Source organism: Caulobacter sp. 10L414 (assembly GCF_056395525.1).
In genome coordinates this window covers 37,239-53,259 of sequence record NZ_JBFTJR010000018.1, presented here as the reverse complement: position 1 = coordinate 53,259, position 16,021 = coordinate 37,239, and the positions used below count along the sequence as shown (strand labels likewise).

The 16,021-nt window shown below is 67.8% G+C and carries 6 protein-coding genes; all 6 read right to left on the bottom strand.

From position 1 onward, the window contains the following. Nucleotides 1–515: 515 nt before the first annotated feature. Nucleotides 516–4,142 (bottom strand): TonB-dependent receptor, encoded by a 3,627-nt coding sequence (locus AC1DCG_RS09635; RefSeq protein ID WP_477036519.1) that lies wholly within the window; start codon nt 4,140–4,142, stop codon nt 516–518. Nucleotides 4,143–4,621: 479 nt separating this feature from the next. After that, a complete protein-coding gene (locus AC1DCG_RS09630; RefSeq protein WP_477036518.1) occupies nt 4,622–5,881 on the bottom strand; it encodes a pectate lyase family protein in 1,260 nt (419 codons plus the stop codon). A 137-nt stretch (nt 5,882–6,018) separates the two neighbouring features. After that, the gene (locus tag AC1DCG_RS09625) at nt 6,019–9,495 is read right to left on the bottom strand and encodes a TonB-dependent receptor domain-containing protein (RefSeq protein ID WP_477036517.1); all 3,477 of its coding nucleotides are present in this window, start codon (nt 9,493–9,495) and stop codon (nt 6,019–6,021) included. Nucleotides 9,496–9,673: 178 nt separating this feature from the next. Beyond that, nucleotides 9,674–12,811 carry a sugar-binding domain-containing protein gene (locus AC1DCG_RS09620; protein WP_477041467.1) on the bottom strand — a complete coding sequence of 1,046 codons (3,138 nt, stop codon included), beginning with the start codon at nt 12,809–12,811 and terminating at the stop codon, nt 9,674–9,676. After that, nucleotides 12,808–15,459, bottom strand: coding sequence for a glycoside hydrolase family 3 C-terminal domain-containing protein (locus AC1DCG_RS09615; RefSeq protein ID WP_477030025.1), 2,652 nt, complete (start codon nt 15,457–15,459; stop codon nt 12,808–12,810). The genes AC1DCG_RS09620 and AC1DCG_RS09615 overlap by 4 nt, the downstream gene beginning before the upstream one ends. Then, a complete protein-coding gene (locus tag AC1DCG_RS09610) occupies nt 15,459–15,803 on the bottom strand; it encodes an HU family DNA-binding protein (RefSeq protein ID WP_477036514.1) in 345 nt (114 codons plus the stop codon). The genes AC1DCG_RS09615 and AC1DCG_RS09610 overlap by 1 nt, the downstream gene beginning before the upstream one ends. Nucleotides 15,804–16,021: the final 218 nt, after the last annotated feature.

The window sequence follows — 16,021 nt, the reverse complement described above, 5'->3', positions numbered from 1 at the left end:
ATTGATCCATGGGTGATCCTCGCCTTCCTGTATCACCGACATTAGGAGCGCTCGGCGCAACCTGGTCAGACCAGTGAAACCCCTCCCCTTTGGGGAGGTGGCCCGAAGCGCGTGGCTGAGAAGTCGTGCCCGCCCCCAAAGGCACCTCCCCCTCTGGGGGAGGCGGTCGAAGGCCGGTGGGGGCCGTTTTCAGCTTCCGAGGCCATGGCGATCACCCAGCAACTCCCCCCACCGATCGCTGGCGCGATCGCCTCCCCCACAGGGGGAGGTCCGCGGTTCCAAGATCCTCCCCCTCTGGGGGAGGTGGCCCAGAGGGTCGGAGGGGGCAGCGCCGGCGCTAGACCCCCTCAATCGCTCCGCGACAGCTCCCCCAGAGGGGGAGCATCTGGACGCCGACCAAGATCCTCCCCCTTCGGGCGGGCAGCCGCAAAGCGGACGGAGGGGGCCCGCGCCCACAGCAAAAGGCCCTCCCCTGTTTCCAGGGAAGGGCCAGGAGCCGACCGGAACGGAGAGTTTTAGTTCCGGTAGGTGAAGCCGAGGGCGAAGCGCGAGCCGCCGTACTGGACCGACCAGGGATTGGCGCGGCCTTCGAAGCCGCGGTCGTCCGAGCCCACCGACAGGCGGGCGGCCTGCAGCAGGTTGCGGCCTTCCAGGTAGACCTCGAGGTTCTTGTTGATCCTCCGCGAGATCTTGGCGTCCAGGTACTCGTACTGCTCGGAGTAGTAGGGCTCGCTCGGATTGTACGGGAAGCGAACGTAGTTGCCGATGTTGGTGTTGGGCGCATTGGCCACCGGCGAGGCGCTGGTGTTGCCGCACGGCGAGATGCAGGACAGCACGCGGTCGCGGGTCTGGTAGGCGATACGCGCCTTGGTGACGCCGTCGTCATACCAGAACACCAGGTTGGCAAAGTACTTCGACTGGCCTTGCGGATCCAGCGCCTCGGCGGTCAGCGGGTCCATGTAGGTGACCGCATTGCCCGACTTGGTGGTCGAGATGTTGAAGTCCATGCCGGTCTTGCTGAGCTTCCACGGCAGGTAGGTGAAGGCCGTCCGCGCCACGAACTCCCAGCCCGACTGCACGTAGCCGGGGCCGTTCTCGTAGGTGGTCATGCCGAACTCGTAGTCCGAGAACTTCTTGCCGCCGGTGCCCGGGATCTCGATGTCGGTGCCTTCGAAGACGTTGGCGTTCTTGACCGGCACGGCCAGCGGCCCGCCGACCCGCACCTTCTGGCGGTAGTAGGCCAGGCTGAACGAGGTGTCCTTGTTGGGATACCACTCCAGGCTCGTGTTGTTCTTGGTCGCCTGATACGGCTTCAGGTCGGCGTTGCCGAAGGTGCCGCAGGTCATGTCCTGCTCGGAACCGTCGGCGTCGGCCACGCCGTCGCGACGCTCGTCATAGGTGCAGGTGCCGCCCGGCCACAGGTACTTCATCGCCGGCGGGGCGATGGTCTTGGCCCACGAATAGCGCAGCACGACCTTGTCGGGGATCGCCCAGACGGCGGCGTTGTAGGACGGCAGCCAGCCGGTATAGCTCTTGTTGATCGACACCGGACGGACCCGGCTGGTCGTCACGATGCCGGCCGCGAGGTTGGGGTTGTTGGGGTCGAAGGCCGGGGTCTTGAAGGTGGTGGCCAGGGTCACGTAGCCCGACCCCTCGACCTCGGTCTTGAACATCCGCGAACCCAGGTTGCCGCGGAACTCCATGCCGAACGGCAGGTCGTGCGCCAGGTCGGCCATCCAGTACCAGGAGGCCATCTTCTCCTCGGTCTCGTTGAACGGCTGCTGGTAGACCTTGCCGTCGCTGGCCGTGCACTCCTTGAGGCAGTCGAAGTTGTAGTTCACCGCGCCGGCCATCTGCGAAAAGGCCTTCTTGACGTCGATGCTGTCCCACAGCTCCAGGCCCGAGACGCCCTTGTAGCCCGGCATGAACTTGCCGGAGTTATGCTCGATCGAGCTCTGGAAGATGTCGATCAGCTGGGCCTGGGTCAGGGTCTCCAGGCCGTACAGGAAGTTGACGCCGGTGGTCGGGTTGGCGGCGTAGCCGTAGGCGCAGGCGTTGGCCGGCAGGGTCGAGGCCACGTTCGCGCAGGCCCGCACGTCGCCGCGCAGGGTCAGAGTCGGCACGAAGACGCCGGGGTCGGGCGAGTAACCGCCGCCGCCCCACGAATTGGCCGTGCCCTTACGATAGAGGACGCCCGCCTTGAAGCGCGTGAACAGCGGCATGTCGGGCAGGTAGGTGACGTCGAACTTCAGCTGGTCTTCGGCGCTCTCTACCTTCCGCGGATTGAAGACCAGACGATAGGCGTTCGAGTAGGCCGGCTGGCCCACTGCGGTCGGCGCGTTCAGCTGGGCGTAGTTGCGCATGTCGGTGTCATCGAAGGACGACGGCATGTCGATCGTCCAGATGCCGTTCTCCAGCGCCCGCATGGTCGCGTTGCCGTAGGTGTAGCTGCGCGAGAAGCGCAGGTCGGTGCGCGAGTAGTCGCTTTCGTTGCGACCGAAGATCAGGTCCATGGTCAGCGGACCGCGGTTGTAGTTGGCGCCGCCCGAGATGTAGTTCGTCTTCCAGATCTGGTCGTTCTGGATCTGGTCGATGCCCAGCGCGGCGTTGGTGATGTCGAACTGGGTCAGGTGATGGTTGCCGTCCATCTGGATGGAGCCCGGCACGATGTTGGCCGCCACGCCCATCAGCGGGAACGCGTTGTTGGTCACGCTCGAGCCCGGGGTGGTGTCGATCGTGAACGGCGCCGTCGGCATGCCCTGGTTGTAGATGTAGAAGCCGCCGCCCGGGATGGCCGAAAGAACGTTGGGCGTGCCGGCCGGGTAGAAGGTGTTGGTGACCAGCGAGGTCGCCGTCTGGTTCTGCGAGGCGGCGTACAGCGAGGTGATGCCGCCGCGGGTGCGCTGGCGGTTGTTCTCGTTCTGCTCGCGGTTGGCGACCTGGTACTTGGCGAAGATCGTCAGGTCGTCATTGACGCGGTAGTCGAAGCGCAGGTCCCAGGACAGGCGGTCTTCGTACTGGGTCAGGTTCTGGTCGCGCACCAGGTTGGGCGCGTAGTCGTTCCACTGGTTGAGACAGCTGATCTGGGCGTTGATCTGCGCGGCCTGGGCGGCCTGGCGGTTGGCGCCGTTGCTGCCGGCCACGATCGTGCCCAGCTGGGCGTCGGTCAGCGTCGGGAACGCGGCAAGACACTCAGCCTTGGTCTTGGCCGCGGCCGACTTGGTGTAGACGTCCAGCGGCGTGGGCGCGTTGAACGTGCCGCCGCCGACCATGGCCCACGAGGCGATCGGGTCGGTGGCGCCGACGCCGTTGGCGGTGGCCGGGTTGTAGCTGAAGGTCTTGTCCGGCGAATTGTCGAAGTCGGCGAAGCGCGTATAGCCCTGGGCGTTGTTCGAGCCGCCGTTGTTCAGCGCGTGGCTGTCGTTCAGGCGCTTGCTGTAGCTGATGTTGCCGATCACGCCGAGACGGTCGTCCAGGAACTTGCGCGAGGCGACCACGCCCAGTTCGGGCGAGGCCTTGCGCGACAGCGAGTTACCGGCGGCCGCGCCGCGGATCGACAGGTAGGGCTTCTTGAAGTCCAGGCCCGTGCGGGTCTGGATCTGGACGGTGGCGCCCAGGCCGCCCGGGGTCATGTCGGCCGTCTGGCCCTTGATGACGTCCAGGCTCTTGATCATCTCGGCCGGGAATTCGCGCAGGTCGGCGGCGCGACCGCCGCCGTCGCCGACGGCCAGGCTGAAGCCCGAGGCGGCAACGCCCATGCCGTCCAGTTCGACGCGGGTCAGGTCGGCGCCGTTGCCGCGGATCGAGACGCCGTCGCCTTCGCCGAAGCCGTTGCGCTCGATGGCGACGCCGGCGATGCGCGACATGGCTTCGTTGACGTTGCTGTCGGGGAACGAGCCGACGTCGTCGGCGACGATGGAGTCCTGGGCCGTCGCGCTGCGCTTCTTGCGCGCGATCGACGACTGCTGCGAGGCCCGCGCCCCGACGACGATGGCCTCGACTTCGGTCGGGGCTTCCACCGATCCGGAGGTCTTGACGGTTTCGGATTGTGCGACGGCTTGCTGGACCGGCCAGACGGCCGCGCTCAAGGCGATGATCGACACAGCCGCGGCCGTGCGGCCGCGCGCGCTGAAGCGCTTCATTACTTCCTCTCCCAAAGTCTTCTTATTCTCGCGGGGGGCGTCTTTGGCCGCCCGCCAGGCTCATGGACTGCAATCGGCGACGTCGCCCGGACGACCCCGCGTGGGGCTCGGCCGGGCCGTCGCTATGCGCCGGCCGGTACTGTCGTGATCATCGTTTCCTCCCGCCCTCCCTGACGGTCGAAGCCGTCAGGCCTTGCCATTTTTGGCCTGACCACTTTGTTGCATAACCGAGATACTCAGACAAGTTATTGTTATGATCAATGCGATAAGCAGGCTGTCAGGTATCGAGCTATGACAGCGTTGACATAGGCGGAGAGGAATTCCGTTCGAAAGCTCAAAAACTTCGACGAAACAACGAACAACGCTCGCTCAGGCGCCTTGGCCGGAGCGAGCGGTATGGCCACCCGCGGGAGCCATAAAAACTCCTACAAGTGGCCGATGTTTTTCTGAAAGCGACCTGAAACGGTCGAATCGATATGTCAGGCCTTGGCCCGGCCGGCGCTCGCATAGCCGCCGACCTCGGCCTCGTCGTCGATCACCCGGCCGGTTCCATCCTTCACCTGGCCAAGGATGCGAAGGTCGACGGCGTCGCGGTCCCAGGGCCGCGCGCCGGCGCCCGCCAGGACGTGACGCTCGATGGCCGAGGCCGGCAGGGCCTTCAGCCCTTCAGGCCACAGCGGCGCGGCCGACAGGCGCCGAACCCGCGGCAGCGGCGTCGTCGGCAGGACCCGCAGGTCCGGCATCGCCGCCCCGCCGGCATAGGCCGCACGGTTGTCATGGGCGTAGAGGTCGAGATCGCCCTGCCCCTCCACGATCAGGAACGGCAGGTCGGGTCTGGTGGAGGCGCCGCCGCGCACCACGTTGCCGACCAGCGCCAGCTGGCCGACCTGCCAGGCCCGCCCCTCCCATTCAGGAGCGTTCAGCGCGTAATGCATGGCCCGCGTGCCGGGGTCGTAGACCAGGTTGTTGACCGACACGGCGTGCACCGCGCCCTTGAACAGCTGGTTGCGCTCCAGATTGTGGGCGTAGAGGTTGCCCGCGATCAGCACCTGCGTGGCGTTGTCGTGGATCAGCGTGCCCTTGGAGTGCTCGCCCTTGACGTGGCTGGCGTGCGACAGCCCCTCGGAGACGATGTTGTTGCTGAAGGTGATCCGGTGCGAGGTCCCGGCGCGCCAGGACTCGACCGTGTCGCCGCCGTCGAACCGCGGCCCCGAGGCCGACAGGTTCTCGTCGGTGGCCCAGGCGATCGAGCAGTGGTCGACGATGACGTCGCGGGCCTTCCAGCAGGTGATCCCGTCCACCTCCCAGCCGCTGCGGTCCGCCGCCCCGTCGCGGCCCGCCCGCACCCGCAGGTGGCGCAGCACGACGTCGTGGCTCTCGACCTGGACGCCCCCGCGGATGAACGTGATCCCCGGAGACGGCGCGGTCTCGCCGGCCACGGTCAGGAACGGCTCGCGGATGCGGATGCTCTTGCGGCCCAGATCGATGACGCCGGCGACGTCGAACACCACCTTGCGCGGCCCCGAAGCCTCGACGGCGGCGCGGAACGAGCCGGGTCCGTCGGCGGCCAGGGTGGTGACGCGCAAGGTTCGCCCGCCCTCCCCGCCCTTGGCGCTTGCCCAGCCCAGGGCGACGAAGTCGGGCGCGGCCGCCCGCGTCGCCGTCGGCGCCAGCAGCACCGCTCCGGCGCCGGCCAGCACCGTCCGGCGATCCATCGGCATCAGCTTGGACATCTTCATCGCCAGCTCCTGGTCGACATGAAAAAGAAGCGGCGGAGGACCGCGAGATCCTCCGCCGAGGCCGCCTTCGAGCCCTGGGGAAAGCCGAAGGGGGTGGCCGCCGCGCGGAGGGGCGCGGCGACCAGTCTCGCGGCGCGCTAGTACTTGTAGCGCACGCCGATCCGGTAGTTGGGGCCGCTGCCGCCGTACGAGAGGATGACCGGGTCGTTGTAGACGAACCGCTCGGACTTCTCGTCGGTGATGTTCAGCGCCTCGAAGGTGATGCTGACCTGCTTCATCGGCTGGTAGCGCATCGAGAAGTCGACGTTCATCGTCGACTTGGCCCCTTCGAACTCGTTGATCAGCGGACCGTCGCAGGCCGAACCGTTGGCCTGCAGGCCCGGGTCGCAGTTGCCCGAGGCGATCGGATACTTGGTGTAGTACTGGTCGCGCTGGGCCATCGAGACCCGGGCGTTGAACTTCTTGGTCTCGTAATAGACGGTGAAGTTGATCCCCTTGGGCGAGGAGCCCAGCCACGGACCGGTGCCGTAGACCGGAGCCTTGGTCACCACGCCCGTCGTGGCGTTCACCGCGCCCGGGTCGAGGATGTACTTCAGCTCGGTGTCCAGCTTGGTCATGTTGAACTGGACGCCGAGGTTCTTGAAGTACCAGGGCAGGAAGGTGAAGTCCTGCTGGTAGCTGAACTCCCAGCCCTGCAGCACGCCGCCGGGCGCGTCGCGCACCTGGCGGGCCAGCATCACGTTGTCGGCGTCGATATAGGCGCGACGGAAGACGTCGCCGCCGGTCTCGCCTGGGAACTGCAGGCGCAGCTGGGCGATGGCGTCGGCGTCGAGGAATTCCGACAGCGGGGCCTCGTAGAAGACCGTCTGCGGGTAGGAGTCGATGTCCTTGCGGAAGTAGCCCAGGCTGATCAGGCCGCCTTCGGTGAAATACCATTCGGCGGCGACGTCGAAGGCCTTGCCGCGGAACGGCGAGAGCTTCGGGTTGCCGACGGTCAGGGTGCCGCCGGTGACCGAGCCGTCGCCCGGAATGCTGACGCCGGTGACGGCCGGCGACAGGTTGCCCAGCAGCGGACGGGCCATGACCTTGGCCGCCGCGACGCGGATATAGAGGTTGTCCAGCGCCTCCCAGGTCAGGTTACCGGACGGCAGGGTGTCGGTGTACTTGTTCTCGCCGCGGATCGGGCGGCCGGCCGTGGTCTCGCCCAGCGACTCCACTTCGGTCTCGGCCTGGCGGACGCCGAAATTGCCGAACAGGCGACGCCCGCCCCAGACCTGATAGTTGAAGCCGAACTGGGCGTAGTAGGCGAGGTTCTTCTCGGCCACCTCGAACGAGGCCGAGCGGTTGCGCTTCCGGGTGATGCGGAAGTCGCCGTACTTGTTGATGCAGTCGCAGTCGAAGCCGAACACGCTGCTGAAGGCCTCCAGGTTCGGCGCATAGAAGCGCGTGGTCGAGCCTTGCGGCACGTCCAGCCCCTGGCCGAACTCGATGACCTGGCCCAGCGAGGCGCTGGTCACGCCGGCCTCCTTCTCGGTCGGGTTCAGCAGGTCGTTGTTGCGCTCGTACTGGTCGGTCGAGAACTCGTACTTGCGGCCGGTGATCCCGAACTTGATCGTCCAGTTGTCGTCCAGCTCGTAGGCGACGTCGATCTTGCCGCCGTTATAGGTGTTCAGGGTGTTGCGCTTGTAGTGGCGCATCCCCGAGAAGCCCTTGACGATGCCCCACTTGTTGGGATCGGCCGCATCGAACCCGGCGTCGAAGCGCGGCATGCCCGAGGCCCCGCGCTCGTCGAAGATGAAGGGCTCCTGAGCGTCCATGTAGTTGAACTCGACCAGGGTGCCGGTGTTCTTGTTCTCCGACCGCGAGGCCCCGTACGAAGCGGTGGCCTTGAGCTTGTCGCTGAACTCGTGGGTCAGCTCGGCCGACACCTGGCGGAAGTCGGTGGTGTAGGCGCCGCGGTCGGCGCCCGAGCGCCAGTCGACGTTGCCCAGCTTCAGGTACTCGGCGTTCTGGCCCACCACCTCAGCGTCGAGCAGCTTCACCGACGGGCGGCCGATCAGGTCGCCGCGGAACGGCAGGCTGGCCGCGGGCCCCGCGTAACCGGGCGAGGACGGGTTGGTGTAGTACTCGTACGGATCCAGGTTGTAGGGGTTGTAGCTGTAGGTGTAGCCGCTGACCGGGTTCTGGCCGTAGAGTTGCTGGCCGCAGTCCTGGCCCGGGTTCAGGTCGGTCTCGGCCGTGAAGGTGCAGCCGCCGGGATAGAGCGCGCGACGCTGGGCGTCGGTCATGGCGCTGCCGTTGCGCGCCGTCGCGGTGGGCGTGTTGGCTCCGTACGAATAGCTGGCGTTGGTGTTGTTGCGGTTCAGCCCCACCGGCGACAGCTGGTAGTTGGTGCTGACGCTCTCGAACCGCGAATAAAGGCCATCGACCGTCAGCTTGGTGCGCGGGCCGATCTCGAACTGGAACGCGCCGGTCAGGCCCAGGCGCTCGGTTTCGACGTCGCGCTGGGCGATCGACGGCAAGGCCGGAAAGCGGATCTGGCTGTCGTTGCAGCCCGGCGAGGTCGGAGTCAGGCCGGTCACCGGCTGTCCGCTGGTCGCCGCGCAGTTGGGGTAGAGCTTGGCGTAGGCGGCCGGATCCGATCCCGTCATCTCCGCATAGGCCAGCGGATTGGCCAGCGGGTTGTAGTAGTTGGCCGGATTGGCCTTGTAGGCGTCCAGCGCCGCCCCCGTCAGGGTGGTCGGGATCAGGGCGGTGAACACCGTGCCGGTCGGCGCCGCGAAACCCGCCCGACCCGGCAGTTCGTCGCCGGTCCAGGTCGAGCCGCGATAGACGTAGTCGGACGAGCCGCCGCCGCGGGCGTAGGTGTCGTCCTCGGAGGTGCGCTTGGCGTAGGCGGCCGACAGCAGCAGGCCCACGCGCCCGTCGAACCAGCGGTTGGAAACCAGGCCCGTGATGCGCGGGCTGTGCTTCTTGCCGTTCTCGTAATAGCTGTCCTCGGCCGACAGGGCGAAGGCGCCCTTCTTGTAGTCGAACGGGCGGCCGGTGATCAGGTCGACGGTGGCGCCCAGCGAGCCCTCGTCGGCCTCGGCGGACGACGACTTGCGCACCCGCACCGAGCTGAACAGTTCCGAGGCGAAGGCGTTGAAGTCAAAGGCGCGCGAGCGGTTGGGGCTGGAGCCGGAATCGTTGCTGGCGCCCGTCGACAGGGCCTCCATATTGTTGATCCGCACCCGGCTGAAGTCGCCCGACAGGCCGCGCACGCTGATGGTGCGGCCCTCGCCGTTGTCGCGATCGATCGAGATGCCCGGCAGGCGCTGGAGCGACTCCGCCAGGTTGCTGTCGGGGAAGTCGGCGATGTCCTCGGCGTTGATGGCGTCGAGCATCACGTCCGAGTTCTTCTTGGTGTCGATGGCGCTGCGCAGGGCGGCGCGATAGCCGGTGACGACCACCTCGCTGACCGCATTGTCGGTGATCGGCTGGTCGGCCGGCGGCGGCGACGCGGCCTGGGCCAGCGCGACGGCCGGCGTCAGCAGCGCGGCCACCGTCAGGCTCGAAATTCCGGCCAGCAGCCGTGTGCGCGGCGGCGCCTTGCCCGTCTTGTGATTGGTCATCCCTATTTCCCTCCCAATTGTTGAGCGCGTCGCTCCGGACGCGTCGGCTTTGGCGCAAGCGCTCCCGTTCGCCGCGCCAGGGGCGCGGCGGCGAGAAAGCCCGCACTGATCTCTTGGTCTTCACGGACGGCGGCTGGCCGCCGTCCTGGTCTCGGCTCTAGGCGCTAGACATCGTCGCTCACCCTCCAGGGCTAGTGATCGGATCGGCCGCCAGCCAGTCCAGCGCATTGCTCAGCCAGCGCGTCTGGAGCGGGGCGACCATGTCGGGCAGGCGATGGACCAGCACCCGCGCCGCGCCCTTGCGCGCGGTGAAACTGGCCGCGCCGTTGTGGCGGTCGTGGTCGCGGCTGTAGGCGGCGATCACCTCGACGCCCTCCCCGTCGACCAGCAGGCCGTTCGAGGGCTGGCCCTCCACCTGGTGCAGCACGCTCATGGCCATGTCGGACGGGATGCCGGCGAAGGTCGGATGGCGCCGCACATAGTTCCAGTTGCCCATCCAGGGCGCCCGCAGGCCGCCGACCTGGCCGGCGTAGGTGAAGAGGCCAAGACCAGCCAGTTGCCTGGCCACGCCCTCGGCCAGGCCGTCCTCCTGCACCACCGCCAGCAGCGGCGTTCCGCTCGACACCGCGGCCAGCACCTCGGGGGGAAGCTCGCCCAGGACCAGTTGCGGCTTCTCGCCCTTCTTGGGCTGTGCCTCCAGGCCCGTCTGCTCGCCGACCTGGCGGCGGACGATCTCGTCGGCCTTCAGGCCCGAGGCGACGATCCCGTCGTAGCGGACGCCGGCTTTGAAGTCCTCGACCGCGACCCCGGCCTGCTTCTCCAGTTGGCTGCGCAGGCTCCTGGCGACGCCGGAGACGGCGATCTTCAACTTGCGACGCGAGCCACCGACCGGCGCGGCAATCCAGACCTCGCGATCGGACACCACCTCGCCCTTGCCGGCAAGGGCCACGCGGATCACATGCCGCCCTTCCCGCTCGAAGGCCGGCGCGCGCACGCTCTCGGCCACCAGCCACGACATCCGGTCGGCCTCGTGCGGGGGCGCCGGCCAGCGCCCCGCCGCTCGCGCCGCGCCATCCGGCCCGACGATGCTGAGCACCAGATCGCCGACAACCGGCCTGCCGGTGTCGTTGAACAGCCAGAGATCCAGTTCCGCCGCCTCGCCGGGCGCATAGGCCAGCTTGCGGGGCTTGGCCACGGCCAGGACCGGCCGCAGGCTCTGACTCATCAGAACCGGGTCAGCCTTGAAGCCGCGCAGGGCGTCGACGATCCCCGAATGGTTCTCGATCGCCGTGCTTTCCCAGCCCGAGATGGCCGCGACGTCGACCGTTTCACCCAGCCGGATGTTCTCCAGGTAGTTGCGCCAGGCCTCGTAGGCCTTGCGCCCCACCGACAGGAACAGCGCCTCGGTGGTCGGGAACGCCTTGCGGAAACCCCAGCGATCCAGATAGGCGCTGGTGGCCTCGACGATGACCTTGTGGTCCTCCAGGTCGTAGCTCTTGCCGCCCTTGGCCAGGATCTCGGCGACCATGGCCACGTGGTTGTCGGCCACGGCGCAGCCCTGCATCTCGCCGAACTCGACGATGAAGAGCTTGCCCTTCTGCATGTGGATGTAGTCGTCCTTGGACGCGTAGAACTTGTCGTACCACTGGTCGCCGGCGCCCTGGTGCTCGACCCACCAGCCGCCCCATTCCTCGACGTCCGAACGCAAGTAGTGGTCGTTGTACGGCAGGTACATCGCCTGGGCCGCGCCGCGCTTGACGAAGCCATCGTTGAGGATCACCGCCCGGCTGGGATCCAGGTCATGCATGGCCTTGAGCACGAACTGCACGTCGGGATTGGCCAGGTTCGCGCCGATCTCGTTCTGCAGGGTGTAGTGGGCCAGCGACGGATGCGACCGGAACGCCCGCACCATCGCCTGGCACTTCTCGACCATGAACTGGCGGCTGAATGCGTCGGCGGGATTGAGGCTCTCGCCCGGCTTGAGGTCGCGACCGATGGCGTGGCGGCCGCCGCCGGGCTCCATCACCCGCAGCAGGCCCATCTCGTCCATCGCCTGGAAGACCTCGGGCTTGCCGACGTTGCGGTGGAAGTGCAGCGCGTTCAGGCCCAGCGCATGGGCGGCGGCGACCTCGCGACGCGCCAGCTCCTTGGTCGGCCACAGGCCGTTGAAACCCCAGTAGCCCCAGGAGATCGCCGAATAGAGCCGGATGCGACGGCCGTTGAGGCGCAACAGGGCGTCGGTTCCAACGCCTTCGACGCCGAACCAGCGGAAGCCGAAGCGCACCTCACGCGTATCAACCTCGCCCCTGGCCTGCGCCCACGACAGGCGCAGCCGGTGCAGGCGCGGCGTATCGAGGTCCCAGAGCTCGGCCTTGGGCGCGGTGACCAAGAACCGGACCCGCAGGCGGCGGCCGCCCTCCAGGGCCTCCAGCCCTTCCAGCTTGATGTCGGCGGCGACGCTCACGCCCTTGTCGTCGACGAGGGTCGCCGAAGCCTTTGCGCGCAAGCCTTGCGGGTCGGCGGCCGGCTGCTCCAGCACCACGTCCATGAAGGCCGTGATCGTGCGCGGCTGCGGGGTGTTGAGCACCCAGGCATCGTCGATCCGGGCGGCCAGCGGATGCACGCTCAGCGTCATGCCGCGATCGAGACCACCAAAACCGTGCGAGGCGAACAGCTTGACCTTGCCCCAGACCATGGTGGTGCTGTCACGCCAGTCGAAGCGACCGCCGGGATTGGTGATGCGGATGGAAAGACGGTTGGCCTCGCCCGGCTTCATCGCCGCCGTCAGGTCGCAGGCGAACGGCAGTTCCGACATGATCGAGTAGCCGACCAGCCGCTCGTTGAGGAACACCTCGGCCCGCAGCCGCGCGCCGCGCAGGTTCAGCAGGACCCGCTTGCCCTTGGCGCCGGCGGGAATGTCGATCGTCCGCGACCACCAGGAAACGCCCTTGTAGGCGCCGTAGCGGGGCACGTCGTCGTCCTCGGCGTAGCGGTATTCGTCGGCGCCGTAGGGGCGCGAGGCGAACCTGCCCCAGAAGTGCTCTTCGACCGTGGTCGGCAGGCTGACGGTGATGGCGTCGGATGATCCGAGCGCGCCCCAGCCGCCGGTCGGCGGCTTGACCGGCAGGGCCGTCAGGTCGACGGCGCTGGGCAGGTGCAGCGCATCGTCCTTCCAGGACGCAGCCTGGTCGATCCAGAGACTCCAGCCCTCGTCGGGCACGGCCAGCAGGTCGGCGGCCGACGCCGGCGCGACCATGCCGGCCGCGGCCAGACCCGCGCCGCCGGCGGCCAGGAAGGAACGGCGATCCAGCTTCACGGCAGCACCTTCCGGCCCGAGACGTCGAAGCGGGCGGAAACCCCGGCGGGCTTGGCGAGGCCATGGCGCGACACCGGCTGTCCGCCGCCGATCCAGAGGTCGACCGGCCCCGCCTCGACGGCGCGCACGCCAGTGGCGTCGACGACGCTGAGCGCCGAAGGGTCGAGCTCGAAGGTCAGGGTCTTGGTCTCGCCGGCCTTGAGAGCGATCCGCTGAAAGCCCTTCAGCGAACGGATGGGCGCGCCGGCCGCGCCGCGCGAGACATAGAGCTGCGCGACCTCGTCGCCGTCGCTGCCGCCGGTGTTGGCGACATCGACACTGATCTTCATCGCTTCGCCGGCCTTCACCGACTTGGCCAACTTCGGCTGGCCGTAGGTGAAGCGGGTGAAGCTCAGCCCATGGCCGAACGGATAGAGCGCCTCGCCGCCGAAGTAGCGATAGGTGCGCCCGGCCATGCCGTAGTCCTTGAACGGCGGCAGCTGGTCGGCCGAGCGATAGAAGGTCAGCGGCAGACGGCCGGACGGGCTGAAGTCGCCGGCGATCAGGCCGGCGACGGCGTGTCCGCCCTCCCCGCCCGGATACCAGGCCTCGACGATGGCCGGCAGCTTCTCGTCGGCCCAGTTCACGGCCATGGCCGAACCGTTCATCAGCACCAGCACCACGGGCTTGCCGGTAGCGTGCAGGCCTTCCAGCAGGCTCTGCTGCGGCGCGGGCAGGTCGATGCGGGTGCGATCGCCGCCGGCGAAGCCCGGAGCGCGGACCGACATCTCCTCGCCTTCCAGCTTGGCGGTCAGGCCGCCGACGAACAGCACCAGATCCGCGTTCTTGGCCGCGGCGATCGCGGCCTCGGCGCCCTGGCTGGGCTTGCTCCAGGTCAGGCGCTGGTCACCGCGATCGCCATCCTGCCAGGCCTCGACGGTGATGGCGTGCGACCGGCCCGCGGTCAGGGCGACGGCGCCCTCGGGCGTGGCGTCGGCGGGGCGCTTCCAGGCGTCGACCACGACCTTGCCGTCGACGATCACCCGATAGCCGCCTTCGCCGCGCAGGGTGAAGCGATGGACGCCCGTCTCGGTCGGCTTGAGGAAGCCCGTCCAGCGGGTCGAGGTCTGGCGCTTTTCGCGCTGGGGGCGCCCCCACCCGACCTGGACGTTGGCGGCGCTTTCGACCTTGGCCTCACCGGCCAGGTCCAGACCCTGAAAGGTCTCGAGCTTCACGCCCTTGGCGGCGCAGGCCGCGTCAGAGCAGAGCGCGTCATTGGGCAGGGTGTTCATCGGCGCGCCGACCAGCCCCGTCCCCTCGACGAAGGTCACCTCGGCATCCGGATAGCGCGCGCGGATCCCGGCCAGCACCGTCACCGGCCTGGAGGGCGTGCCGTTGTAGTTGCCGACCAGGGCGTCGAGGCTGTCGGCGTTCGGACCGATCACCGCGATGCGCCTGGGCGCGGCCCTCAGCGGCAGCAGGCCGTCGTTCTTCAGCAGCACCATCGAGGCCTGGGCCGTCTTCAGCGACAGGGCGCGGTTGGCGGGCGTGTCGTTGTCGGCGGGCGTGATCTTCGAATAGGCGACATTGGCCGGCGGATCGAAGAGACCCAGCTTGATGCGGGCGACGAACAGGCGACGAACGGCCTGGTCGAGTTCCGCCTCGGTCAGCAGCCCTTTCTGCACAGCCTCCACGATCGGACCGATCTCGGCGCTCTTGTTGAGCCCGAACTCGGCGCAGATCAGGTCGGTGCCGGCCTTCAGGCTCACGGCCACGCCTTCGGCCGGCGTCTTGGCGTAGTTGTGCGAGGTCGGCAGGAAGACGTCGGCGATGGCGGCGCAGTCCGAGACCACGTGGCCCTTGAAGCCCCACTTGCCGCGCAGCGTGTCCTTCAGCAGGAAGTCGCTGGCGCAGGCCGGCACGCCGTCGACGGCGTTGTAGGCGCACATCACGGACTCGACCTTGCCGCGCTTCACCAGCGCCTCGAAGGCCGGCAGGTAGGTGTCGGCCAGATCGTGCTTGCTGGGATGGATGTCGTCGTGGTGCCGGTCGGCCTCAGGGCCGCTGTGCACGGCGAAGTGCTTGGCGGTGGCGGCGGTCTTGTAGTGCTTGGGATCTTCGCCCTGCAGGCCGTGGACGAAGGCGACGCCGAACTCGGCGGTCAGGTGCGGGTCCTCGCCCCAGGTCTCCTGCCCTCGACCCCAGCGCGGATCACGGAAGATATTGATGTTGGGCGACCAGACGGTCAGCCCCCGATACTGGCCGGAGCTTCCGTCGGCGCCGCGCTTTTCGACGTACTTGGCGCGAAACTCGGTGGCGATGGTGTCGGCCACGTTCTGGATCAGCGGAACGTCCCAGGTGGCGGCCATGCCGATGGCCTGCGGAAACACCGTGGCCTCGCCGGCCCGGGCCACGCCGTGCAAACCCTCGCTCCACCAGTTGAAGGCGGGCACGGAAAGGCGCGGAATACCCGGCGCGGCATGCTTCAGCTGGCCGGCCTTCTCCTCCAGCGTCATGCGCGAGACCAGATCGGCGGCGCGGGCCTCCGGCGACAGCGTCACGTCATGGAACGCGTCGGCGCCCGCCAGAGCGACGGCCGGCGCCGACGCCAGGGCCAACGCCAGAAACGAAACCACGCCGAAGCGACGGCTGCGGACGGATACGCTCATCAAACATCGCCTCGGGAAGAGTTCAGGTCGCGCAACAGCTTGCGATCGGGTCGGTAGACGACGGCGCGCTCGCCGCCGAGATCGGCGCGAACCCCGCTCATCGGATTGACGAGGCCGTAGCGGCGCTTGTCGCGGATTTCGAAACGCCCGACGCCGGGCAGGTCGACCACCTTGCCCTCCAGCAGGGCCTCGCGGATCTGGCGGCAGAGAGAACGGGTCAGCATGTCGCCGACATCCGCCTGGAAGGCCCGGGCGATATCGAGGACGGGCTCTTCGGCGGGCCGCTCGCCGCCGGCGGATCGGCCGTGCGATGTCGCGCTTGAGTCGCGCACAGAGCTGTTCATCGAACCGCCTCCCCTTCCCATGCCGCGGCCTTGTCGACCGTCTCGCCCGGTTAGCCACCGGTGTCATGATTGAAATAAGCATGTCGCAATCGACACGAAAAGAGAAAAAGGTACCGGTAACTTAAATAAATGCGGAGAATTTATCCGCTTTTCTTCCCGACACTAAACGACGCCTGGCAAGCAGCCATCCGCACAAGAAAAGCGTCAGGGACGCATAA

Bases quoted from the DNA above. Each gene is read 5' to 3' on its own strand.
- AC1DCG_RS09610 (WP_477036514.1), bottom strand. From the start codon at position 15,803: ATGAACAGCTCTGTGCGCGACTCAAGCGCGACATCGCACGGCCGATCC.
- AC1DCG_RS09635 (WP_477036519.1), bottom strand. From the start codon at position 4,142: ATGAAGCGCTTCAGCGCGCGCGGCCGCACGGCCGCGGCTGTGTCGATC.
- AC1DCG_RS09630 (WP_477036518.1), bottom strand. From the start codon at position 5,881: ATGAAGATGTCCAAGCTGATGCCGATGGATCGCCGGACGGTGCTGGCC.
- AC1DCG_RS09615 (WP_477030025.1), bottom strand. From the start codon at position 15,459: ATGAGCGTATCCGTCCGCAGCCGTCGCTTCGGCGTGGTTTCGTTTCTG.
- AC1DCG_RS09625 (WP_477036517.1), bottom strand. From the start codon at position 9,495: ATGACCAATCACAAGACGGGCAAGGCGCCGCCGCGCACACGGCTGCTG.